This window comes from Arthrobacter sp. OAP107, from assembly GCF_040546765.1.
In the GTDB taxonomy this organism is placed as follows: domain Bacteria; phylum Actinomycetota; class Actinomycetes; order Actinomycetales; family Micrococcaceae; genus Arthrobacter.
In genome coordinates this window covers 2859401-2882247 of record NZ_JBEPOK010000001.1, presented here as the reverse complement: position 1 = coordinate 2882247, position 22847 = coordinate 2859401, and the positions used below count along the sequence as shown (strand labels likewise).

Annotated in this window: 15 protein-coding genes and 1 pseudogene; 8 read left to right on the top strand and 8 right to left on the bottom strand. The window is 62.6% G+C overall.

Features of this window, described 5'->3' with window-relative positions:
• Window positions 1-53 precede the first annotated feature (53 nt).
• Both ABIE00_RS13365 and ABIE00_RS13360 read right to left on the bottom strand, forming a co-directional pair.
• Window positions 54-2582, bottom strand: a complete 2529-nt coding sequence (locus ABIE00_RS13365; RefSeq protein ID WP_354260971.1) for an ATP-binding cassette domain-containing protein — start codon at window positions 2580-2582, stop codon at window positions 54-56.
• Window positions 2583-2696: 114 nt separating this feature from the next.
• On the bottom strand, window positions 2697-3629 hold the full coding sequence (locus ABIE00_RS13360) for an ABC transporter permease (protein WP_354260969.1): 933 nt from the start codon (window positions 3627-3629) through the stop codon (window positions 2697-2699).
• A 966-nt stretch (window positions 3630-4595) separates the two neighbouring features.
• On the opposite strand from ABIE00_RS13360, the gene ABIE00_RS13355 reads away from it, so the two are divergent.
• Window positions 4596-5882, top strand: coding sequence for a substrate-binding domain-containing protein (locus ABIE00_RS13355; protein WP_354260967.1), 1287 nt, complete (start codon window positions 4596-4598; stop codon window positions 5880-5882).
• Window positions 5883-6090: 208 nt separating this feature from the next.
• Window positions 6091-7377 (top strand): substrate-binding domain-containing protein, encoded by a 1287-nt coding sequence (locus tag ABIE00_RS13350; protein WP_354260965.1) that lies wholly within the window; start codon window positions 6091-6093, stop codon window positions 7375-7377.
• 794 nt (window positions 7378-8171) lie between these two features.
• On the opposite strand, the gene ABIE00_RS13345 is transcribed toward ABIE00_RS13350, so the two are convergent.
• Window positions 8172-8579, bottom strand: coding sequence for an aldehyde dehydrogenase family protein (locus tag ABIE00_RS13345; RefSeq protein ID WP_354260963.1), 408 nt, complete (start codon window positions 8577-8579; stop codon window positions 8172-8174).
• A gap of 628 nt (window positions 8580-9207) precedes the next feature.
• Between ABIE00_RS13345 and ABIE00_RS13340 the strand changes: the two genes are divergently transcribed.
• Complete coding sequence (locus ABIE00_RS13340; RefSeq protein WP_354260961.1) at window positions 9208-9636, top strand: universal stress protein; 429 nt, start codon at window positions 9208-9210, stop codon at window positions 9634-9636.
• A gap of 278 nt (window positions 9637-9914) precedes the next feature.
• A pseudogene (locus ABIE00_RS13335) lies at window positions 9915-11011 on the top strand (IS256 family transposase); the annotation flags it as partial.
• 414 nt (window positions 11012-11425) lie between these two features.
• Here the strand turns inward: ABIE00_RS13335 and ABIE00_RS13330 are convergent.
• From ABIE00_RS13330 to ABIE00_RS13315, 4 genes are all read right to left on the bottom strand, one after another.
• Window positions 11426-12439 (bottom strand): alcohol dehydrogenase catalytic domain-containing protein, encoded by a 1014-nt coding sequence (locus ABIE00_RS13330; protein ID WP_354260959.1) that lies wholly within the window; start codon window positions 12437-12439, stop codon window positions 11426-11428.
• A gap of 114 nt (window positions 12440-12553) precedes the next feature.
• Window positions 12554-14026 (bottom strand): aldehyde dehydrogenase, encoded by a 1473-nt coding sequence (locus ABIE00_RS13325; protein ID WP_354260957.1) that lies wholly within the window; start codon window positions 14024-14026, stop codon window positions 12554-12556.
• 88 nt (window positions 14027-14114) lie between these two features.
• Window positions 14115-15467, bottom strand: a complete 1353-nt coding sequence (locus ABIE00_RS13320) for an MFS transporter (protein WP_354260955.1) — start codon at window positions 15465-15467, stop codon at window positions 14115-14117.
• A gap of 78 nt (window positions 15468-15545) precedes the next feature.
• Entirely contained in the window at window positions 15546-16949 is a 1404-nt protein-coding gene (locus tag ABIE00_RS13315; RefSeq protein WP_354260953.1) for an MmgE/PrpD family protein, read from the bottom strand.
• A 296-nt stretch (window positions 16950-17245) separates the two neighbouring features.
• Here ABIE00_RS13315 and ABIE00_RS13310 point away from each other — a divergent pair, with 296 nt between their 5' ends.
• Window positions 17246-18046, top strand: coding sequence for an IclR family transcriptional regulator (locus ABIE00_RS13310; protein WP_354260951.1), 801 nt, complete (start codon window positions 17246-17248; stop codon window positions 18044-18046).
• 281 nt (window positions 18047-18327) lie between these two features.
• Here the strand turns inward: ABIE00_RS13310 and ABIE00_RS13305 are convergent, their stop codons facing one another.
• Window positions 18328-19263, bottom strand: coding sequence for an AraC family transcriptional regulator (locus ABIE00_RS13305; protein ID WP_354260949.1), 936 nt, complete (start codon window positions 19261-19263; stop codon window positions 18328-18330).
• Between the two features lie 262 nt (window positions 19264-19525).
• On the opposite strand from ABIE00_RS13305, the gene ABIE00_RS13300 reads away from it, so the two are divergent.
• The 3 genes from ABIE00_RS13300 to ABIE00_RS13290 all read left to right on the top strand — a co-directional run bounded on the left by ABIE00_RS13300 (window position 19526) and on the right by ABIE00_RS13290 (window position 22844).
• On the top strand, window positions 19526-20875 hold the full coding sequence (locus ABIE00_RS13300; protein WP_354260947.1) for an ABC transporter substrate-binding protein: 1350 nt from the start codon (window positions 19526-19528) through the stop codon (window positions 20873-20875).
• Between the two features lie 62 nt (window positions 20876-20937).
• Window positions 20938-21909: a carbohydrate ABC transporter permease gene (locus tag ABIE00_RS13295; protein WP_354260945.1), complete on the top strand. Its 972-nt coding sequence runs from the start codon at window positions 20938-20940 to the stop codon at window positions 21907-21909.
• A complete protein-coding gene (locus ABIE00_RS13290; protein WP_354260943.1) occupies window positions 21906-22844 on the top strand; it encodes a carbohydrate ABC transporter permease in 939 nt (312 codons plus the stop codon). Before ABIE00_RS13295 ends, ABIE00_RS13290 begins: the two co-directional genes overlap by 4 nt.
• The last annotated feature ends 3 nt before the right edge of the window (window positions 22845-22847 follow it).

The window sequence follows — 22847 nt, the reverse complement described above, 5'->3', positions numbered from 1 at the left end:
GTGATAGGTCTCCTCATGGCTTCCTGGATCAGGCTGCACCATATGATTCCGGGTCACTTGCGGGTACGTAACCGCTGAGCCAATGTGTAGCCGGATACTGCGACGAGCAGGATGATGCCGTAGATGACCTGTTCGGTGGCATTGGGGATGTTTAGCAGCGGGGTGACATTGTCCAGCAGCGAGAGGAACACCGCGCCCAGAACCGCTCCGATAAAGGACCCCCTGCCACCGGTCATGACGGCCCCTCCCAGGAACACCGCGGCGAACGTGGGAAGCGAATATGTCGCGCCCACTGCGTTGGACCCGATTCCTGTCTGGGACGCCAAGAGGACGCCTCCGACGACTGCTCCGAGGGCAGCTACCAGAAGTCCGACGGACGTAACTACCCCGACCCGACGACCGATCCGGCGGCTTGCTTCAGGGTTGAAGCCGACACCACGCACTGCCAGTCCCAAACGGCTGCGATAGAGCCACAGCTCCAAGGCTACGGTCAGCACAACCAGGACGATGAACGGGGCCGGCACGAACGCGACTCCGAGGCTGACTGCGGTTCCGAGGTCCGGCGCAATGACACCGGCTGGGGTAGGTCGGAGGATGATGGCAATGCCCTGAACAATACCCGTTGTGGCGATAGTGGCGACGACCGCGTTGATCTTCAGCCAGCCAATCAGTATGGCGTTGAAACCACCGATCGCGGCCGCGACGAGGAGGAGCAATGGCACTGTTCCAAGGAGGGAAGCAGGGCTTAGGTCCGGTAGTGTCATCGAAACTAGGACCACGGTAAGACTCATCGTTGAACCGATGGACAGGTCGAAGCCTCTCGACAGCATGGTGAACTGCTGACCGAGGGCGACGAAGGCCAGAGGCAAACTGAGGATCAGCATGTTCGCCAGGTTGGGCCACGTCCAGAAGATGTCCGATTGAGTGCCGGCGTATCCGGCCACAACCGCCATCAATATCATCAGCACAAAGATGGGGAAGTGTGAGGAGGCGCGCGTGATGAGTCGGGAGGCGAACCCAGCGTCGCTGGGCACTTGATCGACGTGGTCCTCGTCGACGCCCGCTGCGCTAACAAAGCTACGGACGATGTCGGCCTCGGTTGTGGGCCCCACGATTTCCTGAACCACGGTGCCCCGCGACATTACGTAGACCCGGTCGCAGAGCCCGGCCAATTCCGAGGAGTCTGAGGAATTCACGAGAACCCCCATTCCTTCCTCGGCCGCCCCGGATAAAACACGGTAGATGTCCATGCGTGCGCGGGCATCGACTCCCTGGGTGGGTTCATCGACGATCAGAACCTTGGGCCGGCGGAGGGCTGGCCTGGCGAGGACAGCCTTTTGCTGGTTGCCGCCGGAGAGGCCGCTGATGGGCTGGTAGGGTGATGCGGCCACGATGCCGAGTTGTGTCGACACCTTACTGAAGGCCTGTCGCAGGCGACTGGGAAGGGCGAGACCGAACGGGCCGCTTTCAGGACCCAGTTGGGCAGTAGCGTTTTCCATCACAGACAGATCGCCATAGACCGATTCGACAGCGCGATCGCCGCTCTGGAAACTGATGCCAGCGTCCAGCGCGGCGGACGGACCGCCCCGTCCGACGTTCTTGCCATCAACCAGGACTTCGCCCGAGCTTCGCTTCTCACCGATGAGACCGCGAAGAAGGGCCCTCTGTCCGTTGCCTTCGGCGCCTGCGACGCCGACGATCTCGCCGGGACGAACGGTAATCGACACCGGGCCATAACCCTGCCCCGCCAGGTCTCGAACCTCCAGTCTGTTGCTCTCGGTGCTCGGCGGCGTCCGCGTGGGGAACTCGAGGTCGGTCGGCGCACCGACCATAAGCTCGACTATGTCGTCCACTTTCCAGTCACGGCCGCTGTAGGTTCCCTGGATGACGCCGTCACGGAGGACGGTGAGCCTGTCGGCAAGGCGACGGACTTCTTCCAGTCGGTGGCTGACATAGACGATTGCGACTCCTTCGTCGCGGGACTGCCGGATCAGCCCCTCCAGGTGTGCCGCGTACTGCATGTCAAGGGCGGCGGTTGGCTCGTCGAGCATCAGGACGCGTGGCTGGTGGCTCATGGCCCTGGCGACTTCAAGGAGTTGCCGGGCTCCGGGACCGAGCGCGCCCACGAGGTCTGTCGGTTTGAACGGCAGATCATAGCGGGCGAGCAGCGTGTCCAGATCCGCCGGCCGTGGCTCGCCGATGGCATTGAAGGAGAGCGCGATGTTGTCCGCGACGGTGAGTTCCTCAACCAGTGATGTGTCCTGGTAGGCGGTAACGAGACCGAGCTTGCGGGCGCGTTGCACCGTCCCGCCGGCCAGCGGCTGTCCCCCGATCGTGACTTCGCCGGTGTCGTGGGTGAGCACGCCCGAAGCGATCTTGATCAGGGTGGACTTTCCCGAGCCGTTCTCTCCCACAAGTGCGTGAACTTCCCCCGGCCGGCAGTCGAAATTCACATCCGTTAGCGCCTTCACCCCCGGATATGACTTGGACACACCGGTGAGTACGACAGCTGGCTGCTTGGAGTCAATCCCCGCCGACACAGAGCTGACACCTTCAGTTCCTGCGTCCACGATCTTGTCCACTACATGTTCTCCTTTGATTCTCCGCGAGGGCGGCGGCGTCAGTTGGCTCGTCATTTCAGGGGCCTACCTATCTGCAGCGCTCCGATTCGCCGGATTCCGGCGAGTCCGTATTGGCTAATGGTTATTGCCGCCACTGCCACCACAAGGGCGAAACCCTGAATCACGATGCGCGCGCCGGTGGAAAACCCGGCTACAACCAGTGGCCTGATCGAGCATCTGCAGGAAGACACAGGATACGAGCAGGCTCGCGACGCTGGTGGGTCCTCCGCTGAAGACGAGTCCGGCAATAGCTACGGCCGTTACCGTCGCAAGCTGGTACGGCGCACCGATCGAGATGTCTGGAGTCCCGATGAAGCCGGCGAGGAGGACCCCCGCGATTCCGTAGAGGAGGCCAACCGCGGCGAACGTGCTCATCTGAACCAGGGTGACACGAACCCCCAAGGCAGTAGCTGCTCGAGGATTTGATCCGACCTGGGCGACCCGGCGACCGGCACGGGTGTAGGAGAGCATGGCAGCGAGGATCAGGCCGACGACAATGGCAGCCATGAAACACGTGTTGATGTTCAAAAATGACCACTGGCTTACGTGCTGCAGTTGCTCGGGTGCCTCACCCGTCAGTGAAAAGGACACGCCGGTCCATAGCAGCATCCCTCCGGTAACAATGCCGTAAGTCGCCAGTGTCACGATGATCGAATTGAGGCGAAGAACGCAGATGAAGAAGCCGTTGACGACGCTGACGGCAACGGATACCGCAAGGGCGGCAGGAATGACGAGCCATAAGTTCGCCCCGGGCACGCCATAGTGGACTACTACTCCCGCGGAGGCAGCAAGCACTGCGGAGACCGAGAGGTCAATCGCACCCAACATAACGACGAGCATCTGCCCCATCGCTGCCAGCGCGAGGATGCCGGCCAGGGCACTGACAACCCTCACCGAATTTCCACCCAGGCTGGCCGGGGCAAAGACCACCGCAAACACCAGCAGCAGCACTAGCGCCGCCGAGCTGGCCAAATACCGGGCCGGGAACCGGTACTTCAAATCGGTCATCCGGTTTTGGGTAGAAGGCCGGGGCATATGGAGCGGACCGTTTCGGGTCACATCTGTCATCGCGGGTTCCTCCGCAGGGTCATCAGCACTTTTTGGACCTCCGAGTCAGAAGCAGCATTGCTTCTCTGAAGTTTCGGCCGGAGCGACCGAAAGGTTTGGGTTGCACGTATGCCGGGCGCACTATCTGCACTCGGCGCAAGTGGATCAAAGTCCGCAATCGGGACAGGCTGCAAGTGAAGACAACACATCCGACAGGCCGGCGTCTGCTGCGTTGCTTGCACCAGTCTCCTGCTCCTTTACAGATTGATGTCATCCTGGCAAGAGCCGTTGGGATGCGTTGGGCGTCCTCTCATGAGCACACATGGAGGCCCGCTGGATTGAAGGTATCCCATATTGCGGGATACAGTCAACAGAAATTTGTGATCTGGCGCACGATGCCGGGGCCCCGAATGGTCCTCAGAGTGTTGACGAATCCCATATGGTGGGACATACTTCGTTTTGAACGGATGGTTGAGACTCCCGATCGGAGTCTCGGTCCATATCTTCATCGAACGGAAGCGTCGCCCTAAAGGCGCTGCGAATCGCTTGGCCAGCAAGGGATCCGCCCTCGAGGGAAAGGCTTGTCGGCTGACGAAACAAGTTGAGCAGTTTCCCCTTTACACCGGAACACATCAAGGCTCACGGGTAAGCGGGTGTCGGGCTGGGGCAACGTCAGAGAAAGGGATCCCACCCGGAATTGCGTACCAGACACACCATCGGCATCGAGACGGGCAAACTCGGTTGAGGGTAGACGAGGCCAGGCTGGTGAAACCGAACCGCCGCCGACCGCACAATTGCGACGCAGTATCTCAGCGGCGTCCGCCGAGAACCACAGCCACAGCAGGGGCCCAGCTGGCTATCCGGTGTTCACGGTCGAAGGAGAGCTTTGGACGCCCCCACCCACATCCTGATAAGGAGCAACATCCAATGAGAACGGCATCCCCGGGCCCCAGGCGGCCCTTCAAGAACCGATCGGTCCTTCATCTGCTTTCAGCGTTCGTGCTGACAGGGCTGCTGGCTGCATGCTCGACGACGACGGGGTCGTCCGGCGGCTCCCAAGCGACCGCCTCCGCGTCCGCCGACGACATCACCGCGCAGAATGTCGACCAGAAGGCTCTCGCGGCCACGATCAAGAAGACCTTCCTTACCGACATCCCCGTTGACAAGCTGGACCCGGTGGCGGCGGATGCCATGGCGGCCGCGTCCAAGCCGATGACGTCCGAGCAGAATCAGTTGTTCAAGACCTGCTTGCAGCAGAGTTCCTGCGACACCGGCCACGGGTCCCTGACCGTGGCCATCGCGCTCGAGAGCAGCAACGCGTGGGATAGCATTTTCCGCGGCGAAGCCACGGCCCAGGCACTGGCCTATCCGCAGGTCAAGAAGATCGTCTACAGCAACGCGAACGGCGACGTCGCCGCGGTGCTGGCGAACCTGCGGAGCCTTATTGCGCAGAAGGTCGACATTATCGTGACCGACCCGGTCTTCGGCGGCGCGATCGCCTCCGCGCTCCAGCAGGCCAAGCAGGCAGGCATCACTGTGGTCACGGTGAATACCCCGCTCCCGGAATCTTCCGCGTCCTCCGTGGCCGCCCAGGTCCCGCTGGCGCTCTGCGACCTCTACACCGAAGGCGCCCAGGCCCTGGTAAAGGAGCTGGGGAACAACAAGTCCTACGCCCTCTACACCGGCATCCCCGGCAACAGCAACGCTGCGGCCTGGCAGCCGTGCCTGAAGAAGGTCCTCGACGGTGCCGGCTGGACCCAGGTCACCGAAGGCTTCACGCAGTGGACAGCCCAAGGCGCGGCGCAGGCTGCGAACGCACTCCTGGCCTCGGGCAAGGAGCCCGCGGCGATCATCTACGACTACACCACCGAGGACTTCGCCAAGCCCTACATTGACGAGAAAAAGACGCCGCCAGCGTTCTTGAGCGACGTCATGAACTACTCCTGGCTCAGCCTCGTTCAGCAGGCGAAGCAGGCCGGAATTAATCCGACCTCCTGGCTGGCCAGTGGACACGTCTGGTTCGGCAGGTTCGGGGTGACTGCCGGGATCAAGATCAAGGAAGGCCGCCAGGTTCCCGCCCAGGTCACCGTGCATGTTCCGGTGGTTTCATCCGACTCGGTCCTGGCCACCAACGGCCCGGATGTCCCCTCCAGCGTCCCCGTTTCCAGCCTGCTCACACCCGAACAGATGAAACTCGCGCTGGCGGCCCCCTAACACCTCCGCTGGCACTAACGCGCCGGGCTCCGCAGTCCGGGAACCGGCGCGTTGGTCTGGCGTTGGGGGCCGCCGATATTGAGCAATCGCTTTCCTCTTGAGCGCTCAACAAAGGCGGCAGGCCGGCAACGACTGTCATTTCCGGTGTTCACGGTCGAAGGAGAGCTTTGGACGCCCCCACCCACATCCTGATAAGGAGCAACATCCAATGAGAACGGCATCCCCGGGCCCCAGGCGGCCCTTCAAGAACCGATCGGTCCTTCATCTGCTTTCAGCGTTCGTGCTGACAGGGCTGCTGGCTGCATGCTCGACGACGACGGGGTCGTCCGGCGGCTCCCAAGCGACCGCCTCCGCGTCCGCCGACGACATCACCGCGCAGAATGTCGACCAGAAGGCTCTCGCGGCCACGATCAAGAAGACCTTCCTTACCGACATCCCCGTTGACAAGCTGGACCCGGTGGCGGCGGATGCCATGGCGGCCGCGTCCAAGCCGATGACGTCCGAGCAGAATCAGTTGTTCAAGACCTGCTTGCAGCAGAGTTCCTGCGACACCGGCCACGGGTCCCTGACCGTGGCCATCGCGCTCGAGAACAGCAACTCCTTTGCCAGCATCATGCGCGGCGAAGCCACGGCCCAGGCACTGGCCTATCCGCAGGTCAAGAAGATCGTCTACAACAACGCGAACGGCGACGTCGCCGCGGTGCTGGCGAACCTGCGGAGCCTGGTCGCGCAGAAGGTCGACATTATCGTGACCGACCCGGTCTTCGGCGGCGCGATCGCCTCCGCGCTCCAGCAGGCCAAGCAGGCAGGCATCACTGTGGTCACGGTGAATACCCCGCTCCCGGAATCTTCCGCGTCCTCCGTGGCCGCCCAGGTCCCGCTGGCGCTCTGCGACCTCTACACCGAAGGCGCCCAGGCCCTGGTAAAGGAGCTGGGGAACAACAAGTCCTACGCCCTCTACACCGGCATCCCCGGCAACAGCAACGCTGCGGCCTGGCAGCCGTGCGCGAAGAAGGTCCTCGACGGTGCCGGCTGGACCCAGGTCACCGAAGGCTTCACGCAGTGGACACCCCAAGGCGCAGCGCAGGCTGCGAACGCCCTCCTTGCTTCGGGCAAGGAGCCCGCGGCCATCATCTATGATGACTCGACCGACGACTTCGCCAAGCCCTACATCGCCGAGAAAAAGACGCCGCCAGCGTTCTTGAGCGACGTCATGACCCACTCCTGGCTCACCTTGGTTCAGCAGGCGAAGCAGGCCGGAATCAACCCGACCTCCTGGCTGGCAAGCAGCCACGTCTGGTTCCCGCGGTTCGGGGTCACTGCCGGGATCAAGATCAAGGAAGGCCGCCAGGTTCCCGCCCAGGTCCCTGTGCACGTTCCGGTCGTTACTACCGACTCGGTCCTGGCCACCAACGGCCCGGACGTCCCCTCCAGGGTTCCCGTTTCCAGCCTGCTCACACCCGAGCAGATGAAACTCGCGTTGGCAGCGCCGTAAGGAGGCCGCTCCTTCAGCGTGAGTCCACGCATTAGATAACTCTAATCTCTGGTGAACTGGTCCCCAGAAGTTGGACTTATCCAACTAGGAGACAGACCGCAAGGGCCTGAGTTCGGTATCGCACCGGGCTCAGGCCCTTGAGCTTCCAGATCCATTCGGTGCTGTACGGACTGCACGCGGCATGGTGTTGCCGCAGCCGGGGCATCAGGCCTAAGGCTCTGATGGTGGAACATTTCTTCCCTGACATGCCCGAAGGAAACTCTCCTTCACAGCCTTGTTTCAAGCAGTGTCCCTCGGACGCGTCGATCGGACTTCCCGGCGCTCTGCGGAAGAGTCCGCCGGAGTCCTGATCCGAATGCACCAGCACATTTCCCCCGCCCCGGAGTCTGCGTTGCTGCCCATTGTGGCTATGCGTCAGGCCCTTGGCCACGACCCGCGGGCTGAACGACGCATCGCGGGACCTGGCCTCAAGATATCCACGGGCCGGCCTGTGTCAGCGGCGACGTCGGATCGCCGGCCATTACGGCAAATTGCCGCCGTTACGGCCCGCCGGATCATGCTCGCCGTAGCCGAGATGATCGTCTAGCTCGTCCGCCAGCGCAGACTCCGTCCCAGCCTGGTCTGTTTCTGCAGCAGGCGGGCGCTCAGGCTGCTGCACCCCTCAGCCGGGCACAATGCATCAGATGCCGAACCGGTTCTTCATCATCACATCGACCGCGGCAGTGTAGTTGAGGGACGCTTTGAGATGCGGTTCTTAAATGCACTGAGGGCTGCCGTCAGACTGAACGCAGCCCTCAGTGTTTGTGTGCTGACAGCGGTTCCTCACAGTTGCATGTTGACGCTTTTGGTGTAGAGGTAGGTGTCCATGTGCGCAGTGGTGCCTTTGTAGCCGTAGCCAGTCTTGTGCCGCTGAATCCGACGAACGGGTCGATGTAGCCGTAGCAGTTGACCCATATAGTGCCGGTGTGTACGCCCTGTACTGCGCGGAGGGCGGTGGGCAGGCTTTGTGACCAGACAGCTCCGCCCGGACCGTACTCGCTGTCGTTGGCGATGGCTTCGTCGATGTCATCTAACGGAAGGATGGAAAGAACCGGTCCGAAGATCTCTTCACGGCCGATGCGCATGTCCGGTTCAACTCTGGCCGCCACGCTTTGGCACATCGGTGAGTGGCCGGCTGTCAAGGCTTGCTCGGCCGCGGTCATCGTCTTTGCGCTTATCCTATGTTTCTTCCACAGAAACGGCGCCCTCTCGGCCGACACGAAATCGTCGGCCGTGAGAATGAATGCCGATCACTCCTCTTTGCAGCATGGACAAGGGAATAAGAGCCCGGAAGCGGACGATTCCCATATGCTGTAGCCGCGGCAGTACCCGCAGCTAATTTCTACTCTCCCCGTTTTGCCGAGTACTTGCGGTCCGATTTCGATCTCCGACGCCTACCACGGCATGCCGAAAGAATCGGTGACGGGCCACGAGTCCGTGGTTGCGGTCGGGGACGCGGGTGGCGAGGAGGGGTCTTCCGTACGACCAAAATCCGATGAGGACACCGTCCACCAAGGGGCCATTTTCGCGCTGAGCCGGTCCAGGATCTGCAAAACCACGGCCAGACTCGACGCACTGCGTCCACTCGTCGCGTGAATATCCATCCTCCTCTTCGCTCGACCCGCTCAGCCGCGCCTGCATCTCGGCTATTGACCAAGTCCTACAATGAAGGATATCTTCAAAATCGCGTGGAGCGTATAGGCCCATGCGCTGCTGCCGGCAGGTACTCGCCAGTTCGACTGCCCGCAGGCGCGTCAACCCGTTCTCACAACAAAACAAAGGAGCATACACATGAGCGGAATAATAGTTGTAGGTGTTGACGGCAGCGGAACTGCAAGGAAGGCGGCAGAATCGGCACGGGATCTGGCGATTGCCCTAAACGCCTCGCTCCACGTGGTGTCGGCCTTCGACAGCGATCGCACCGAAGTTTTTGGCAGCGGCACCGACCAGTTGGTTGTCTCTGACGCTGATGCGGCTGAGCACGTCGCTCGAACAGTTGCGGAGTCGTTGGGGCAGGGCGTCGAGATGACAAGCTCTGCCGTCCGCGGCAGACCCGCGGACGCCCTCATCAAAGAAGCACTGCGGATAGATGCCCGCATCATCGTGGTGGGAAACCGCAGGATGAAGGGCATCGGCCGCGTCCTGGGAAGCGTCGCCAACAGCGTGGCCCATAACGCTCCCTGTGACGTCTATATCGCTAACACCTACGACGCCGACTGACGCCCCTTAGTCCAGCTTGCCGAGGCATGCACGGCCTTCGCCTTCGCCCCTATGCTGAGGGTCTGTTTCGGGCGGCAATGACAAGCGTGCCTCGCAGGACAGCTCCACAGGCGTTGGCACCTCGGCAGAACTCGCGTCCCCGCCATGTCACCATCTGGCCACGTCGCCTAACGTGCGGTTGCTAGCCGTGGGTGGGACTGTCTGAATAACGGTGGATCCGTGGTTGGCCTGACACGCCGGGCGTTGCCTGGCGGGGAGGATCGATCATGAGCGACACCATGGATCCCATGGCGACTGATGTGGATCAGCAAGAGTCAGCGCAGCAGCTCCTGGCCCAGGCCAGGGAGCAGGGCATCGACCTCGTCGGCCCTGACGGGTTGTTGAACCGGCTCACGAAAAACGTCCTGGAGACCGCGTTGGAAGCGGACATGGACGAACACCTCGGATACGAGAAGCACGACGTGTCCGGGCGCGGGAGCGGGAACTCCCGCAACGGCACCCGCACGAAGACCGTGCTGACCGAGATCGGGCCGGTGGAGATCGACGTGCCGCGGGATACCGGCTCGACCTTCGCTCCGCAGATCGTGGAGAAGCGCCAGCGTCGGCTGACCGGCGTGGATGAGATCGTGTTGTCACTCAGCGCGAAGGGCCTCACCACCGGGGAGATCGCGGCCCACTTCGCCGAGGTGTTCGGTGCCAGGGTCTCAAGGACACCATCTCACGGATCACGGAGAAGGTCATCGGCGAGATGGTCGAGTGGCAGAACCGGCCCCTGGACCGGGTCTACCCGGTGGTGTTCATCGACGCGATTCACGTCAAGGTCCGTGACGGGCAGGTCACCAACCGGCCGGTCTACGTCGCGATCGGCGTCAGCGTCAACGGCGAACGGGACCTCCTCGGGCTGTGGGCCGGGGACGGCGGCGAAGGGGCAAAGTTCTGGCTCTCGGTGCTGACCGAAATCAAGAACCGCGGCGTCGAGGACGTCTGCATCACTGTCTGCGACGGGCTCAAGGGCCTGCCCGAGGCCATCACCACGGTCTGGGAGCGCTCTGTGGTCCAGACCTGTATATCGTGCATCTGATCCGCAACACCTTCCGCTACGCGGCCCGGCAGTACTGGGACGAGATGTCCCGTGACCTGCGCCCGGTCTACACGGCACCTTCCGAGGCCGCGGCTAAGGAACGATTCGTGGAGTTCTCGACCAAATGGGGCCGGCAGTACCCGGCGATCACCCGGCTGTGGGAGAACGCCTGGAGCGAGTTCGTGCCGTTCCTGGACTACGACGTCGAAATCCGGCGGGTCATCTGCAGCACCAACGCCATCGAATCAGTCAACGCCCGTTACCGCCGCGGTCAGGTCCCGGGGGCACTTCCCCGGGGTCCTGACATCCTGGTTGCCATGGGCCGCGAGTATGTGGGCATCGTCGAGGAGGTCGCTCCGCAGTGAAGAACATTTAGGTGGGGCAGTTCGTCGTCGCCCTTTCTTCGGCTCGGACCACACGAGCGAGATTTGCCGCTCGGGCTACCAGCCCGGGGGTGTCCACTGTGTGGGTGTCGGAGGTTCCAAGGCATACTACAGCGCGTCCCCCTGGCCGACGGGACACAGGCCGCTACACCCGAGATGCCCGCTGCCGATAAGGTTCCGTAGCTGCGGGCGGCCTCCGATGTCCTGGAGGATCAAGGAGCACGCAGGTGGCATTGGTGCGCATTCGGTTGGTTCTTGAGGCGGGGTGGTTCCAGCAGTCAATGATGCAGTCATCCGCGCAACCCGCGGGACGGTTACGTCGAGGTCAGGGGACGATAACGCCCTTGCCGCTGCTCTGGCGGTCGAACCACTCGTAGGCCTTGACTGCCTCGCTGAGTTTCCAGCGGTCGGTGAAGAGTGCGTCGACGTTGACGCCGCGATCGAGGACGAAGTCCGCCAAGCGCCCCATTTGTTCGGTGGAGAGCGTCCAGGAGGTTTTGGCAGTTACTTGCTTCGAGACCTGTTCTGTCATGTCGACCTGTAGTGGGGCTCCGCGCCCTATCCAGCACACGGTGCTCCAGAGTCCGAGTACCTGCAGCGCGTGGTTGGTAGCGATCGGCGCCCCCGAGGTTTCAAGGCTCTTCGTCACGCCGCGGCCGCCGGTAAGGTCGAATACCGCGTCGCGTACGGAGTCCACCTCGAGCGGATTGATAACCTCAGCAGCACCGAACTCGCGCGCTCGTTCCAGCCGGCGCGGCTCGATATCGAGGGCGATGACCTTGGCGCCTAGTGCGGTGGCCAATTGGGTCGCGGAGAGACCGACGGGCCCCTGCCCGAAGATGGCGATGGTGTCGTCGCCGCGCAGGTTGATCATTTCCAGTGCCCCCCAGGCGGTTCCTGTCCCGCAGCTGATGGCGGCAGCCGCCTCGAACGAGAGTCCGTCAGGCAAGGGCAGAACGATCGAGAACGGAACCTTGATGTAGGTGGCGTGGCCCCCGTTCACCGCGTATCCGAGCGCCCGGTGCTCCTCACGGCACAGGTGCGTCCATCCGGTCCGGCACTGGTCGCATCGTCCACAACCGATGTAGTGGTGGATCATTACAGAGCGTCCGATCCACGATGCTGGCACCAGATCGCCGACGGCCACGACCACGCCGGCGGGTTCGTGGCCTGCGATGGCTTTCGGGGTCTGGCCCTGCGGCTTCCGATATTCGTGCAGATCAGAACCGCACATGCCAGAGGCGCGGACTTCGATGACAACCTCTTCCGGACCTGGTGTTGGGTCCGGAAACTCCCGCAACTCGAGTTGGCGGTCGCCCTTGAAAAGAACTCCTTGCAACGGATTCTCCTTGATATAACAGATTGAGCACGGTCAGTGATTCACCCGGTCGGCGGGCGGCTGTTTCGGTTCCACGCGGCCCCATGGTCAGACGCGGGGGACAGGACAAGCCGCTTACTGGAGTGAATCGGCGATTTCTTTCGGGATTCCGATGGACTTCAGTTCGACGTAGGCGTCGATGCCTTCGGGGCCGAACTCGCGGCCGAGTCCGCTGAGCTTGACTCCGCCCATCGGCGCGCGAAATCCTGCTGGATTCCCGTTCAGCTCCACCGTCCCCGTCTCCATCCGGGCTGCCACACGTAGTCCGTGCTCTGCATCCCGAGTGAAGACTGCCCCGTTGAGGCCGTAATTGGAGTTGTTGGCGATAGCGATCGCTTCGTCCTCAGTTTGGTAGGGGATGACCGAGACCACGGGTCCGAAGATCTCCTCCTGGGCGATCGTGGCGTTGGGGTCGACGCCGGTGAACACCGTCGGCTCGACGAACCAGCCCTTCTCCAGGCCGGAAGGCCGCCCGCCGCCTCGCACGAGCCGGGCGCCTTCGGCGATGCCGGAGGCGATATAGCCCTCAACCCGCTCACGCTGACGGGCGCTCACGAGGGGGCCGATCTGAGTGGCCTCGTCCCGAGGGTCACCGATCGGCATCGTCTCTATCATCGCGTTGAGGCGGTCGAGGAACTCCCCCTCGAGCTTCGAGGGCACCAGGAGCCGGGTCTTCAGGCTGCAGACCTGACCGTTGTTCCGGAAGGACCCCACCCGGAGCGCGGACACGGCGAAGTCAAGGTCGGCGTCCTCAAGGATGAGGGCGGCCGACTTGCCGCCCAGCTCCAAAGTCACACGTCGCAGATCCTGGGCGCAGATCTCAGCGATCCGCCGCCCGGCAACGCTCGAACCGGTAAAGGTCACCTTGTTCACACCCGGGTGCGACACCAGGTACTCGCTGACCTCTCGGCCTGCCGGCACCACGTTCACAACCCCCGGAGGCACGCCAGCCTCCGAAAGGAGCCGAGCCATAAAGTAGGCGTCCAGCGGAGTCTCTGGTGCCGGTTTGAGCACCACAGTGCAGCCGGCCAGCAACGCCGGAACGAGCTTCTGCGCCGTCAATGAGGCGGGCACATTCCACGGCACCACAGCCGCCACGACCCCGATCGGCGCACGCGTGACGAGAGCCTGGCCATTGGCAGAGCGGCGCACCGTGCGGAAAGGATACGTCTCCGCTGTCTCCAGGTACGCGTCCAGGATGCCAACGGGATTGACTACCTGGATGTTGCGGGACTGCGTGATGGTACAGCCCATCTCGGCGGTAATAAGCTGGGCGAGCTCCTCGTTGCGCTCGAGGAGGAGTTCGCGGAACCGCTTCAGGATTGCCACCCGTTCTTCAAGGGACATGGAGGGCCACGGCCCTGCGTCCAGGGCCCGCCGGGCAGCGGCCACCGCACGGTCAACGTCCTCACGGGAACCGGACGGCACAGTGGCAATGACGTCCTCGCTCCACGGTGAGACCACCTCGATGCGGTCAGCGGTTGCTGGAGCAACCCAGTCGCCGCCGATAAAGACCGAATCGTGGGTTGTCATCAACTTAGTGGTCATTCAAAACGCCTCCGGATAGTACGCGGCTGTGGTGGGTGTCTGGGGTGTGCAGGTGGTCCTGGGCAACGAACATTGCGTGTCTAAGCGCCTAGCGCGACGTCATGTCCGGCGACTTTGCAGCATCGGCCTTCTCAGCGACACTGCTGCTGTCACCGAGCAGCGAGTGGCGTAGGCTGACGTGCCGTGTTTCCGGTGTCAGCAGCAATCCTGCCACGCCCAGGGTCAGGGCGATCCCGATGGCGTAGAACGCTGGAGCGACGGGGGCGTCGAATTGATCCACAAGGGCCGTGGCGACAAGCGGGGTTGTTCCGCCAAAGACGGCTGCTGCGAGGTTGAATGCCAGTCCATGCCCGGCATACCTTACGCGGGTCGGGAAGATTTCGACCGCGACGACGAAGTACGCCGAGGTGATGAGTGCGCTGGCGGTGGCCAGAATGCACTGGCCGAGGAGGGCCCCGATTACGGTGCCGTTCGAGGCGAGGGCGAACGCTGGATAAGCCGTAACTGTCAGCCAGATGAAGCCTGCCCAAATCACGGGCTTGCGTCCAACGCGGTCGCTGAGGCTGCCGAAGACCGGGCCGAGGCAGGCGAGAAGCAGGACCGCCGCTCCGCTGGTCCACTGGGCATCAATCTGCCTAAGGCCACCCTGAGTCACAACGAACGTGTACATGTATCCCACAATCAGGTAGGCCACTGCTGCCTGCGGGGCCTGCAGGAGGAGAATGCGGCCGATCGACTTCCAGGATTCGGCGAGTCCGCGGACAGTGTCCTTGATGGTGACCTTCTTGGCCGTTGCGGCTTCGAATTCCTCAGGGTCATCGAGGTTCTTCCTCAGCCAGAAGCCGACTACCGCGAGTACTCCACCGAAGACGAAGGGGACGCGCCATCCCCAGTCCATGTATGCATCTCCCATAGCGCCCTGAATGCCAACGATCGTGAGGGACAGGAAAGTGTGCGGCACGTAGATAGCGAACATAACGATGCCGATCCACAGCCCTCGCTTGCTAGCGGGGGCGGATTCAATGACGTAGGTGTAACCGCCGGAGGATTCACCGCCCATCGACAGGCCTTGAATGATGCGGCAGGTCGCCAGCAGGACCGGCGCGGCGAGGCCGATCGCCTCGTAGGTGGGGAGCAAGCCGGTCACCAGCGTGCCACCACCCATCATCAGGACCGTCAGAGTGAGAATGCGCAATCGGCCGAGCCGATCGCCAAGGATACCGAAGATCAGGCCACCCAGGGGGCGTGCGAAGAATGCCGCCGCAAACACTGCGAACGTGCCCAGCAGAGCAGCTGCCGGATCGCCCTTCGGAAAGAAGTGGGCTGCCAGCGCCGGTGCCGTCAGCGCATACACTGACCAGTCAAAGGTCTCGACGACATTGCCAATGGCACCGCCCATGAGTCTCTGGAAGGGGCGAACCTCGGTCTTAGTGGTTTTCAAAGCATTTCTCCTCGTTGAGTGCTTGGAAGGGATTACTTGGATTGCTGCGCCGCGGCATATGGGACCTGCGGCGGGTGCTCAGATCCCGGTGAGGATCCTTACAAGCCTTGTGGCGTCGTTCTGCGACTCCAGGGTGCGTGTGAATTCCTGAGCTTCATGGATCTGCTCCGCGGAGAGTGGGACCGCGGCCGCGGTAGCGCAGTCGCTGAACTTTTGTGCCACCTGGTCCCAGATCATGGGTGCCTCCGGGCTTCCGGGCAGTCCGTCTCCCACCTTGGTGAAGCTTCGCCCGTCGTGGGTGAGGATCTCGACCCGGCCCGGAAGCATGTCGTACTTCCAGTCCAGGCTTGGATCAGGGACGGGGACGACCTTCTGTGCGGCGGCGAGCACTTCCGGGTCGCGTCGTGTCTCCTCGTTGAAGTCGGAGACGACGATGGTTCCCCGTAAGGCAGCCACCGCGACCAGGAAGGGAAGGCTGAACTTCGCATCGACGGCCGTGACCGGTGCGCGGCGGCGGGTGAGCGGCCGGCACATCAGCTCGTGATGATCCCCCACATATACGCGGATCTCGCTGATGTCACCTACGGTCAGCGACTGTTCCGCCAGGATCTGAACCGTTGCGTGGATGTGACCGTGGGACGTGCCCACGGACGGCCAGAACTTGTAAAGCGTTGTGCCACCCAGGTAGACGTCGCCCAGATCTTTCAGGAGGTTTTCGCGGTCGTACCGCCCACCAAAGTAGGTGTTGAAGACGCCGTGCTCGCCTTCAAACAGGGTTGATACCCCCGTGGTGCCCTTCTGCGCGAGAAGCGTGGCGAGCACCGCGCCTTTGGCAGAGAATCCCGCGTATGTCCCGTGCAGGTCACTGCCCGTTGAGAAGACAGTTTCGTTGACACCCGAGGACTGCATGCTTGCGATGCCCAGGGCGTTCCCAATGCGTTCAGCGGGAAGGCCGATCACCCGGGAGGCGGCGGCCGTTGCGGCGAACACGCCCATGGTCGTCGAAAGGTTCCAGTCCTTGCGCCAGTCGATGTTCCGACGGAACCGCGCGAAGATGTCTTGCCCCACTGCGACGCCTGCGATGAGGTCTTCGCCGGAGACGCCGCCATGCCTCTCCGCGACCGCCAACACTGCGGGGATGATGCTGCTGCCTGCATGCTGACCCCACGGCGTCTGGTCGTCGAAATCAAGGCAGTGCGCCATCGCACCGTTGGCGAAGGCCGCCATGATCGCCGGGACTTTACCGCCGAAGCCCAGCACAGAGGATTCTGCGCGCCCGCCCGACTCCTTCACCAGTTCGATGATCGGAGACATCGCAGGTTCGACGCCACTGGCGGCCAGGATGACACCCAGGGTATCCAGAATGCTCTTTTTCGCGCCTTCAACAGCGTCCTCCGGCAGACGCCGGCAGTCTGCACCCGCTGCAAACTCCGCCAGATCATGCACGATGTCGCGCCCGGGGATCGACATTCTTTCGGTCATGCGTCGCACTGCCTTTGCTTGGTCACCGCAGAGTTGCGTAGATTTTTGGAACTTAGTTCCACAACGGGATTGACGATATCCCGTCTTTTGGGACTTAGTCAATAGAATGAGTGTTGTGGAAGATTGGCAGCCAGTTTTATCGCGACTAGGCTGGCAATGCTGGCCGGCAGGCAGTGGGACCCGAGGCCCGGACGGAGGGGAAATTTCCCCCACGGCACGTCTGGAAGCGTCATCCTGCCGACGGCGAGGGGCATGGGTCCGGTCGAAAGAATTGGTGGTAGCAGTATGGAGAACGCATGAGCGCTGAACTGGAGCGCGGACTTCAAACAATCGAACTCCTGAGCCACGCCCCCCGCGGGCTGACCTTCACCGAGATCGCCACGGCTTTGGACGCTTCCAAAGGACCTGCGCACCGGTTGATGGGGGAGTTGACGCGGCTGGGGTATGCCCGCCTCGACGATTTTGGCCGGTATCACCTGACCCTGAAACTTACATCCCACGCACTGCAATACCTCGAACTGATCCCGCTGGTGGATCTTGCCCGCCCGCTGCTTGAAGAACTTGCCGCTGTGAGCGGTGAACTCGCCCGGCTTAACCTCGTTGACGGACCCCACCTGGTGCGGGTCGGTAAAGCCCAGGGCAGACAGTCGGGCCTGAAGTACGACCCCCTCCATGGCGGCAACCTTCCTCTTGCCTGTACCGCAAGCGGGCTGCTCCTGCTCAGTAGCTTCTCCGACGACGAGGCGGCAGCACGGTTGCAGGAAGAGGGGTTCGCATCACCGGGGGAGTATGGTTCTGCCGCGCCCCGCAGCACGGAGGAGACCTTGAGCATCATCCACAGGGCACGCTCTGATGGCTACCTCTACCTCCCCAACATCTACGAGGAGGGTGTCGCGCCTCTTGCCTATCCCATTCGCCCGGCGGGCAGTCGTGACATTGTGGGCGTACTCACCGTCTCTGGGCCCGGCTTCCGCTTTAATGAACAGGCAGCCCAGGACGTGCTGCCGGTCATGAAGGACGTTGCTGAAAAGCTGGGTCGGATACCTGTCGCAGACATGCTCGGATCCCACGGCCGCCCAACCGAGATCGCGAACTAAGCATCGAGCAGACAAAGCTCGACACCTGAGGCACACATTGCTGCCCCCGGCCAGCCGCGTCACCAACCTCTCAGGTCAATACAGCTAGCTGGCAGGCTCAAACACCAAGGTTACGCGGCGTCGACCGTGGCAGACACCTCCATGATCCGCCTCAAACTCACCCGATACCATCGTCCAACGTGACACGACGGCTCACTTTCTCTCACCACGGCGCGTCAGCGACGCTGGGCCGCTAGCTAGCTGAAACCCCCGGCGAGGAAGCAAACAAATAGCCGGGTGCGTCAGCGCTGTGCTCTCTGGCGGTATTGCCGTGGTGTGTCACCAATGTCGTTAAGAAAATGCCGGTTGAAATTGGACAGGTTTGAGAAGCCGACTTCGTAGCAAATCTCCGAGATCGGTTTGTCCGTGCGCTCGAGCAGACGTCGTGCATGGGCCAGGCGGAGTTTGCGGACCAGGTCGCTGAAGTTCTGCCCGGTGGAGCGCTTGAAATATTTGGAGAATGTCGGTTCGGCCATGCCCACGAGCGCCGCAGCCTCAGACAATTTGACGTTGCCGGCGTGGTTGCTGAACACATACTCGAGGACGAGGTCGACCACGGCCGCGGCCCGACCATCGAGTTGCGGCCGGAACCATTCGTCGGCGAGATAGCGCCGCTCTTCGTGCGGCGCCCTGGCCAAAGTTCCAAACAGTGCAAACAGGTGCTGGAGCCGTTCCACACCGGTGCTGGCGCCCATCGCCTCGATGGATACTGCCGCCGTATTGGCCGCACGACCCAAAAACTCAATCCCGCGCGCAGACTGCTCCAGTAGAGGCTTGATCTCAGCCATTTCCGGAACAGCGGCAGCTGCCTGCTGGACCCATTTTCCATCGAATTGGATCACGGCATCGCGCCGCTCGAGTACTTCGCCGGGCTCCAGATCGCTCACCCAGTCGTGTGGCAGGCCGGATCCGATCAGGGACACGTGGCCAGCTTCAAAGGTACCGATATGGTCTCCGACAATGAACTTGCCGGTGCCTTTCCTGATCAGGTGGATCTCGTACTCGGGGTGGTAGTTCCAGCGCGCTAGCGGGCTGGGATAGTCGTGCTCGTGCCACCGGACGGAATGGTTGGGATCCGGCGGGATGACCTCCCGGTTGGCGCGCATGCCCAGAAGCCGTTCGGCCAGCCGGGTACTTGCTCCGTCATTGGGGTCTAGGGCATTAATCGGGGTCTCCATGTGATGAGTGTTTATGAAGTAGGACGGCACTTTGAATGCATTGCCTTCAGATTAGCGGTTCCTAACGACGTAGGGACGGGAAAATTAGTATCAGTAATCGTCAACCAGGACGCTAGTTGTGCCCCGTCCCACAGGCCTAGTGTTGAGGAACATCAGCGCGGCAAATCGGATTTTCGACCTGAGCCCCGCTCCAGTACGGCACTTCGACACAGCAGTCGACGTGCAGTGACTGCGCCCCTCGTGAAGAACAAAGGAGTCCTCAATGCGCTCAAAAATGCGCGCTGCCTCAATGGCCGCCGGCGCCCTGTGCATCGCACTTTCCGCCTCGGCCTGCTCCGGGGCCGGCGGCGGAACAGCTGCCGGAGACCAAAACAGCATCAACGTCCTAATGGTGAACAACCCGCAGATGGAAGACCTGCAGAAGCTGACTGCGGATAACTTCACCAAGGAAACCGGCATCAAGGTCAACTACACAATCCTGCCTGAGAATGATGTCAGGGCGAAGATCAGCCAGGAGTTCTCCAGCCAGGCCGGCCAGTACGACGTGGCATCCCTGTCGAACTATGAGATCCCGTTCTACTCAGCAAACAAATGGCTGGCACCTTTGGACAATGTGGCCAAGGACGCCGAGTTCAACCAGGCCGACATTCTGCCCGCCTACACGGAATCACTCACCGGCACCGACGGGAAGCTGTACGGCGAGCCGTTCTACGGGGAGTCCTCCTTCCTGATGTACCGCAAGGACATTTTCGAGGCCAAGGGCCTGACCATGCCTGAGAAGCCCACCTGGGACCAGGTCGCTGATCTTGCCGCGAAGGCCGATGGTGCGGCTCCGGGCATGAAGGGTATTTGCCTGCGCGGCCAGCCTGGCTGGGGTCAGGTCTTCGCGCCGCTGACCACCGTGGTGAACACCTTCGGTGGCACCTGGTTCGACAAGGACTGGAACGCGAAGGTCAACGCCCCCGAGTTCACGGCCGCGACCGAGTTCTACACCAAGCTGGTGCGTGAGCACGGGGAGGCCGGCGCCGCGCAGGCAGGGTTCACCGAATGCCTGAACAACATGAGCCAGAGCAAGGTGGCCATGTGGTACGACGCAACCTCCGCGGCAGGCGCTCTGGAAGCCGATGCATCGCCGGTGAAGGGCAAGATCGGCTACGCCCAGGCACCGGTAAAAGAGACGAAGTCCTCCGGCTGGCTGTGGACCTGGTCCTGGGGTGTCCAGGCTGCGTCCAAGAAGCAGGACGCTGCCTCGAAGTTCATCGCCTGGGCCAGCTCCAAGAAGTACGAAGAGCTGGTGGCCTCCAAGCTTGGCTGGGCCAAGGTCCCGTCCGGCAAGCGCATCTCCACCTATGAGAACGCCGAGTTCCAGAAGGCGGCACCGTTCTTCAAGGCCGAACGCTCCGCCATTGAGAACGCCGACCCGAAGAACCCCGGCGTGCAGGAACGCCCCGTCGTCGGCATCCAGTTCGTCGGCATTCCCGAATTCGCCGACCTTGGCACCACGGTCTCCCAAGGTGTCAGCTCGGCCATCGCAGGACAAGGTTCCGTCACCGATGCGCTGGCCAAGGGCCAGGACGCCGCACAAAAAATCGGCGACAAGTACAAGAAGTAACCAACCACCACCCGGTGCTGCGGCCCGCCTTGCAGCGGGCCGCAGCACCGCAGGAGACCATCATGACTACCGCAACAGCGCGCACCGCCGCCCGCCCCGGGCGCAGCGCAAGTAAACCTTCCAAGAACGCCAGGTCCCGTGAACGTGCCCTGGCCTGGGCCCGGCGGGCGCCGCTGCTGCCAGCCCTGATCTTCCTCATCATCGTCACCCAGCTGCCGTTCGTGGTGACCCTGATCATCTCGTTCCTGAACTGGAACAGCCTCCGCCCTGACCAGACCGGATTCGCCGGCGTCCAGAACTACGTCACGGTCCTCACCGACCCCGACCTGCGCCAGGCCATCTTCACCACCATCATCCTCACCGTCTCCGTCGTCCTGGCAAGCCTGGTCATCGGCCTCGGACTCGCACTGCTGCTGGACAAGAAGTTCATCGGCCGGGGACTGGCCCGCACCCTCCTGATCGCCCCCTTCCTCGTGGTGCCCGTCGCAGCAGCCCTGATCTGGAAGCACGCCCTGCTCAACCCGACGTACGGCCTGATCAACGGCGTCCTGACCTGGGTCTGGTCACTGTTCAGCAGGGACACCCCGCCCCAGCCTGACCTTCTCTCGCAGGCACCCCTGATGGCAGTGATCGTGTCCCTGGTCTGGCAGTGGACGCCCTTCATGATGCTCATCCTGCTGGCTGGCCTGCAGTCCCGCCCCATGGACACCGTTGAGGCCGCCCAGATGGACGGGGCCACGCCGTGGGCCATCTTCCGGCACCTGACCCTGCCGCACCTGCGTCAGTACCTGGAACTCGGGGGCCTGCTCGGAGCGATCTACATCGTGCAGAACTTCGACGCCGTCTTCACCCTCACCTCCGGCGGCCTGGGAACCGCCAACCTGCCCTACGCCATCTACCAGACGTTCTACTTCGCCAACGAATACGGCCTGGCCTCCGCCGCCGGCGTGGTGGTAGTCATCGGCACCATCATTGTGGCGACCTTCGCCCTCCGTACCGTTTTCTCGCTCTTCAAGAAGGAGGCAGCACGATGAGCACCCTCACCCCCGCTGCACCCCAAAGCACACCCCCCGGGCCGACCGCGCTCACTACCGGTTCCCGCCGCCGCGGCGTCGGCTGGTTCGGCAGCGGGAAGTCCCGCATGGACCCCACGCGGAACAACACCGCCGCCGGCATCGCCGCCTGGCTCCTGGCCCTGCTCTTCGCCACTCCGGTTCTGTGGATGATCCTGACCTCGTTCCACTCGGAAACGGACGCCGCCACGAATCCGCCCTCCGTTGCGGCGAATCTGACCCTGGACGCCTACAGGGAGTTCTTCGGCGCCAGCTCCGGCGTCAGCCCCTGGCCGCCAATGATCAACTCAGCCACCGCCTCGATCCTTTCCACCGTCCTGGTGCTGGTCCTGGCCATCCCGGCGGCCTACGCATTGTCGATCAAGCCTGTGAAGAAGTGGACGGACGTCATGTTCTTCTTCCTCTCCACCAAGATGATGCCCGTCGTCGCCGCGATCCTGCCGCTGTACCTGTTCGCGAAGACCACCGGCGCGCTGGACAACATCTGGTTCCTGATCCTCATGTACACGTCCATGAACCTGCCCATCGCGGTATGGATGATGCGCTCCTTCCTCGCCGAAGTACCCGAGGAAATGCTCGAGGCGGCCCAGATCGACGGCGCAGGTCTGCTCCTAACTCTTCGCAAGATCGTTGCCCCCGTGGCCATGCCCGGTATCGCCGCGACAGCGCTGATCTGCTTCATCTTCAGCTGGAACGAACTCCTGCTGGCCCGCGTGCTCACCGGCGTCGTCGCTGGCACCGCCCCGGTTTTCCTCACCGGCTTCGTCTCCAGCCAGGGATTGTTCCTCGCCAAGGTGTGCGCGGCCGCCGTCGTGATCTCCCTCCCGGTGCTGTTCGCCGGCTTCGCCGCCCAGGACAAACTCGTCCAGGGCCTCTCCCTCGGCGCCGTCAAGTAACCA

Coding starts and splice junctions, on each gene's coding strand:
- ABIE00_RS13360 (WP_354260969.1), bottom strand. CDS start 3,629: ATGACCGATTTGAAGTACCGGTTCCCGGCCCGGTATTTGGCCAGCTCG.
- ABIE00_RS13355 (WP_354260967.1), top strand. CDS start 4,596: ATGAGAACGGCATCCCCGGGCCCCAGGCGGCCCTTCAAGAACCGATCG.
- ABIE00_RS13350 (WP_354260965.1), top strand. CDS start 6,091: ATGAGAACGGCATCCCCGGGCCCCAGGCGGCCCTTCAAGAACCGATCG.
- ABIE00_RS13345 (WP_354260963.1), bottom strand. CDS start 8,579: ATGACCGCGGCCGAGCAAGCCTTGACAGCCGGCCACTCACCGATGTGC.
- ABIE00_RS13340 (WP_354260961.1), top strand. CDS start 9,208: ATGAGCGGAATAATAGTTGTAGGTGTTGACGGCAGCGGAACTGCAAGG.
- ABIE00_RS13325 (WP_354260957.1), bottom strand. CDS start 14,026: ATGACCACTAAGTTGATGACAACCCACGATTCGGTCTTTATCGGCGGC.
- ABIE00_RS13315 (WP_354260953.1), bottom strand. CDS start 16,949: ATGACCGAAAGAATGTCGATCCCCGGGCGCGACATCGTGCATGATCTG.
- ABIE00_RS13310 (WP_354260951.1), top strand. CDS start 17,246: ATGAGCGCTGAACTGGAGCGCGGACTTCAAACAATCGAACTCCTGAGC.
- ABIE00_RS13305 (WP_354260949.1), bottom strand. CDS start 19,263: ATGGAGACCCCGATTAATGCCCTAGACCCCAATGACGGAGCAAGTACC.
- ABIE00_RS13300 (WP_354260947.1), top strand. CDS start 19,526: ATGCGCTCAAAAATGCGCGCTGCCTCAATGGCCGCCGGCGCCCTGTGC.
- ABIE00_RS13295 (WP_354260945.1), top strand. CDS start 20,938: ATGACTACCGCAACAGCGCGCACCGCCGCCCGCCCCGGGCGCAGCGCA.
- ABIE00_RS13290 (WP_354260943.1), top strand. CDS start 21,906: ATGAGCACCCTCACCCCCGCTGCACCCCAAAGCACACCCCCCGGGCCG.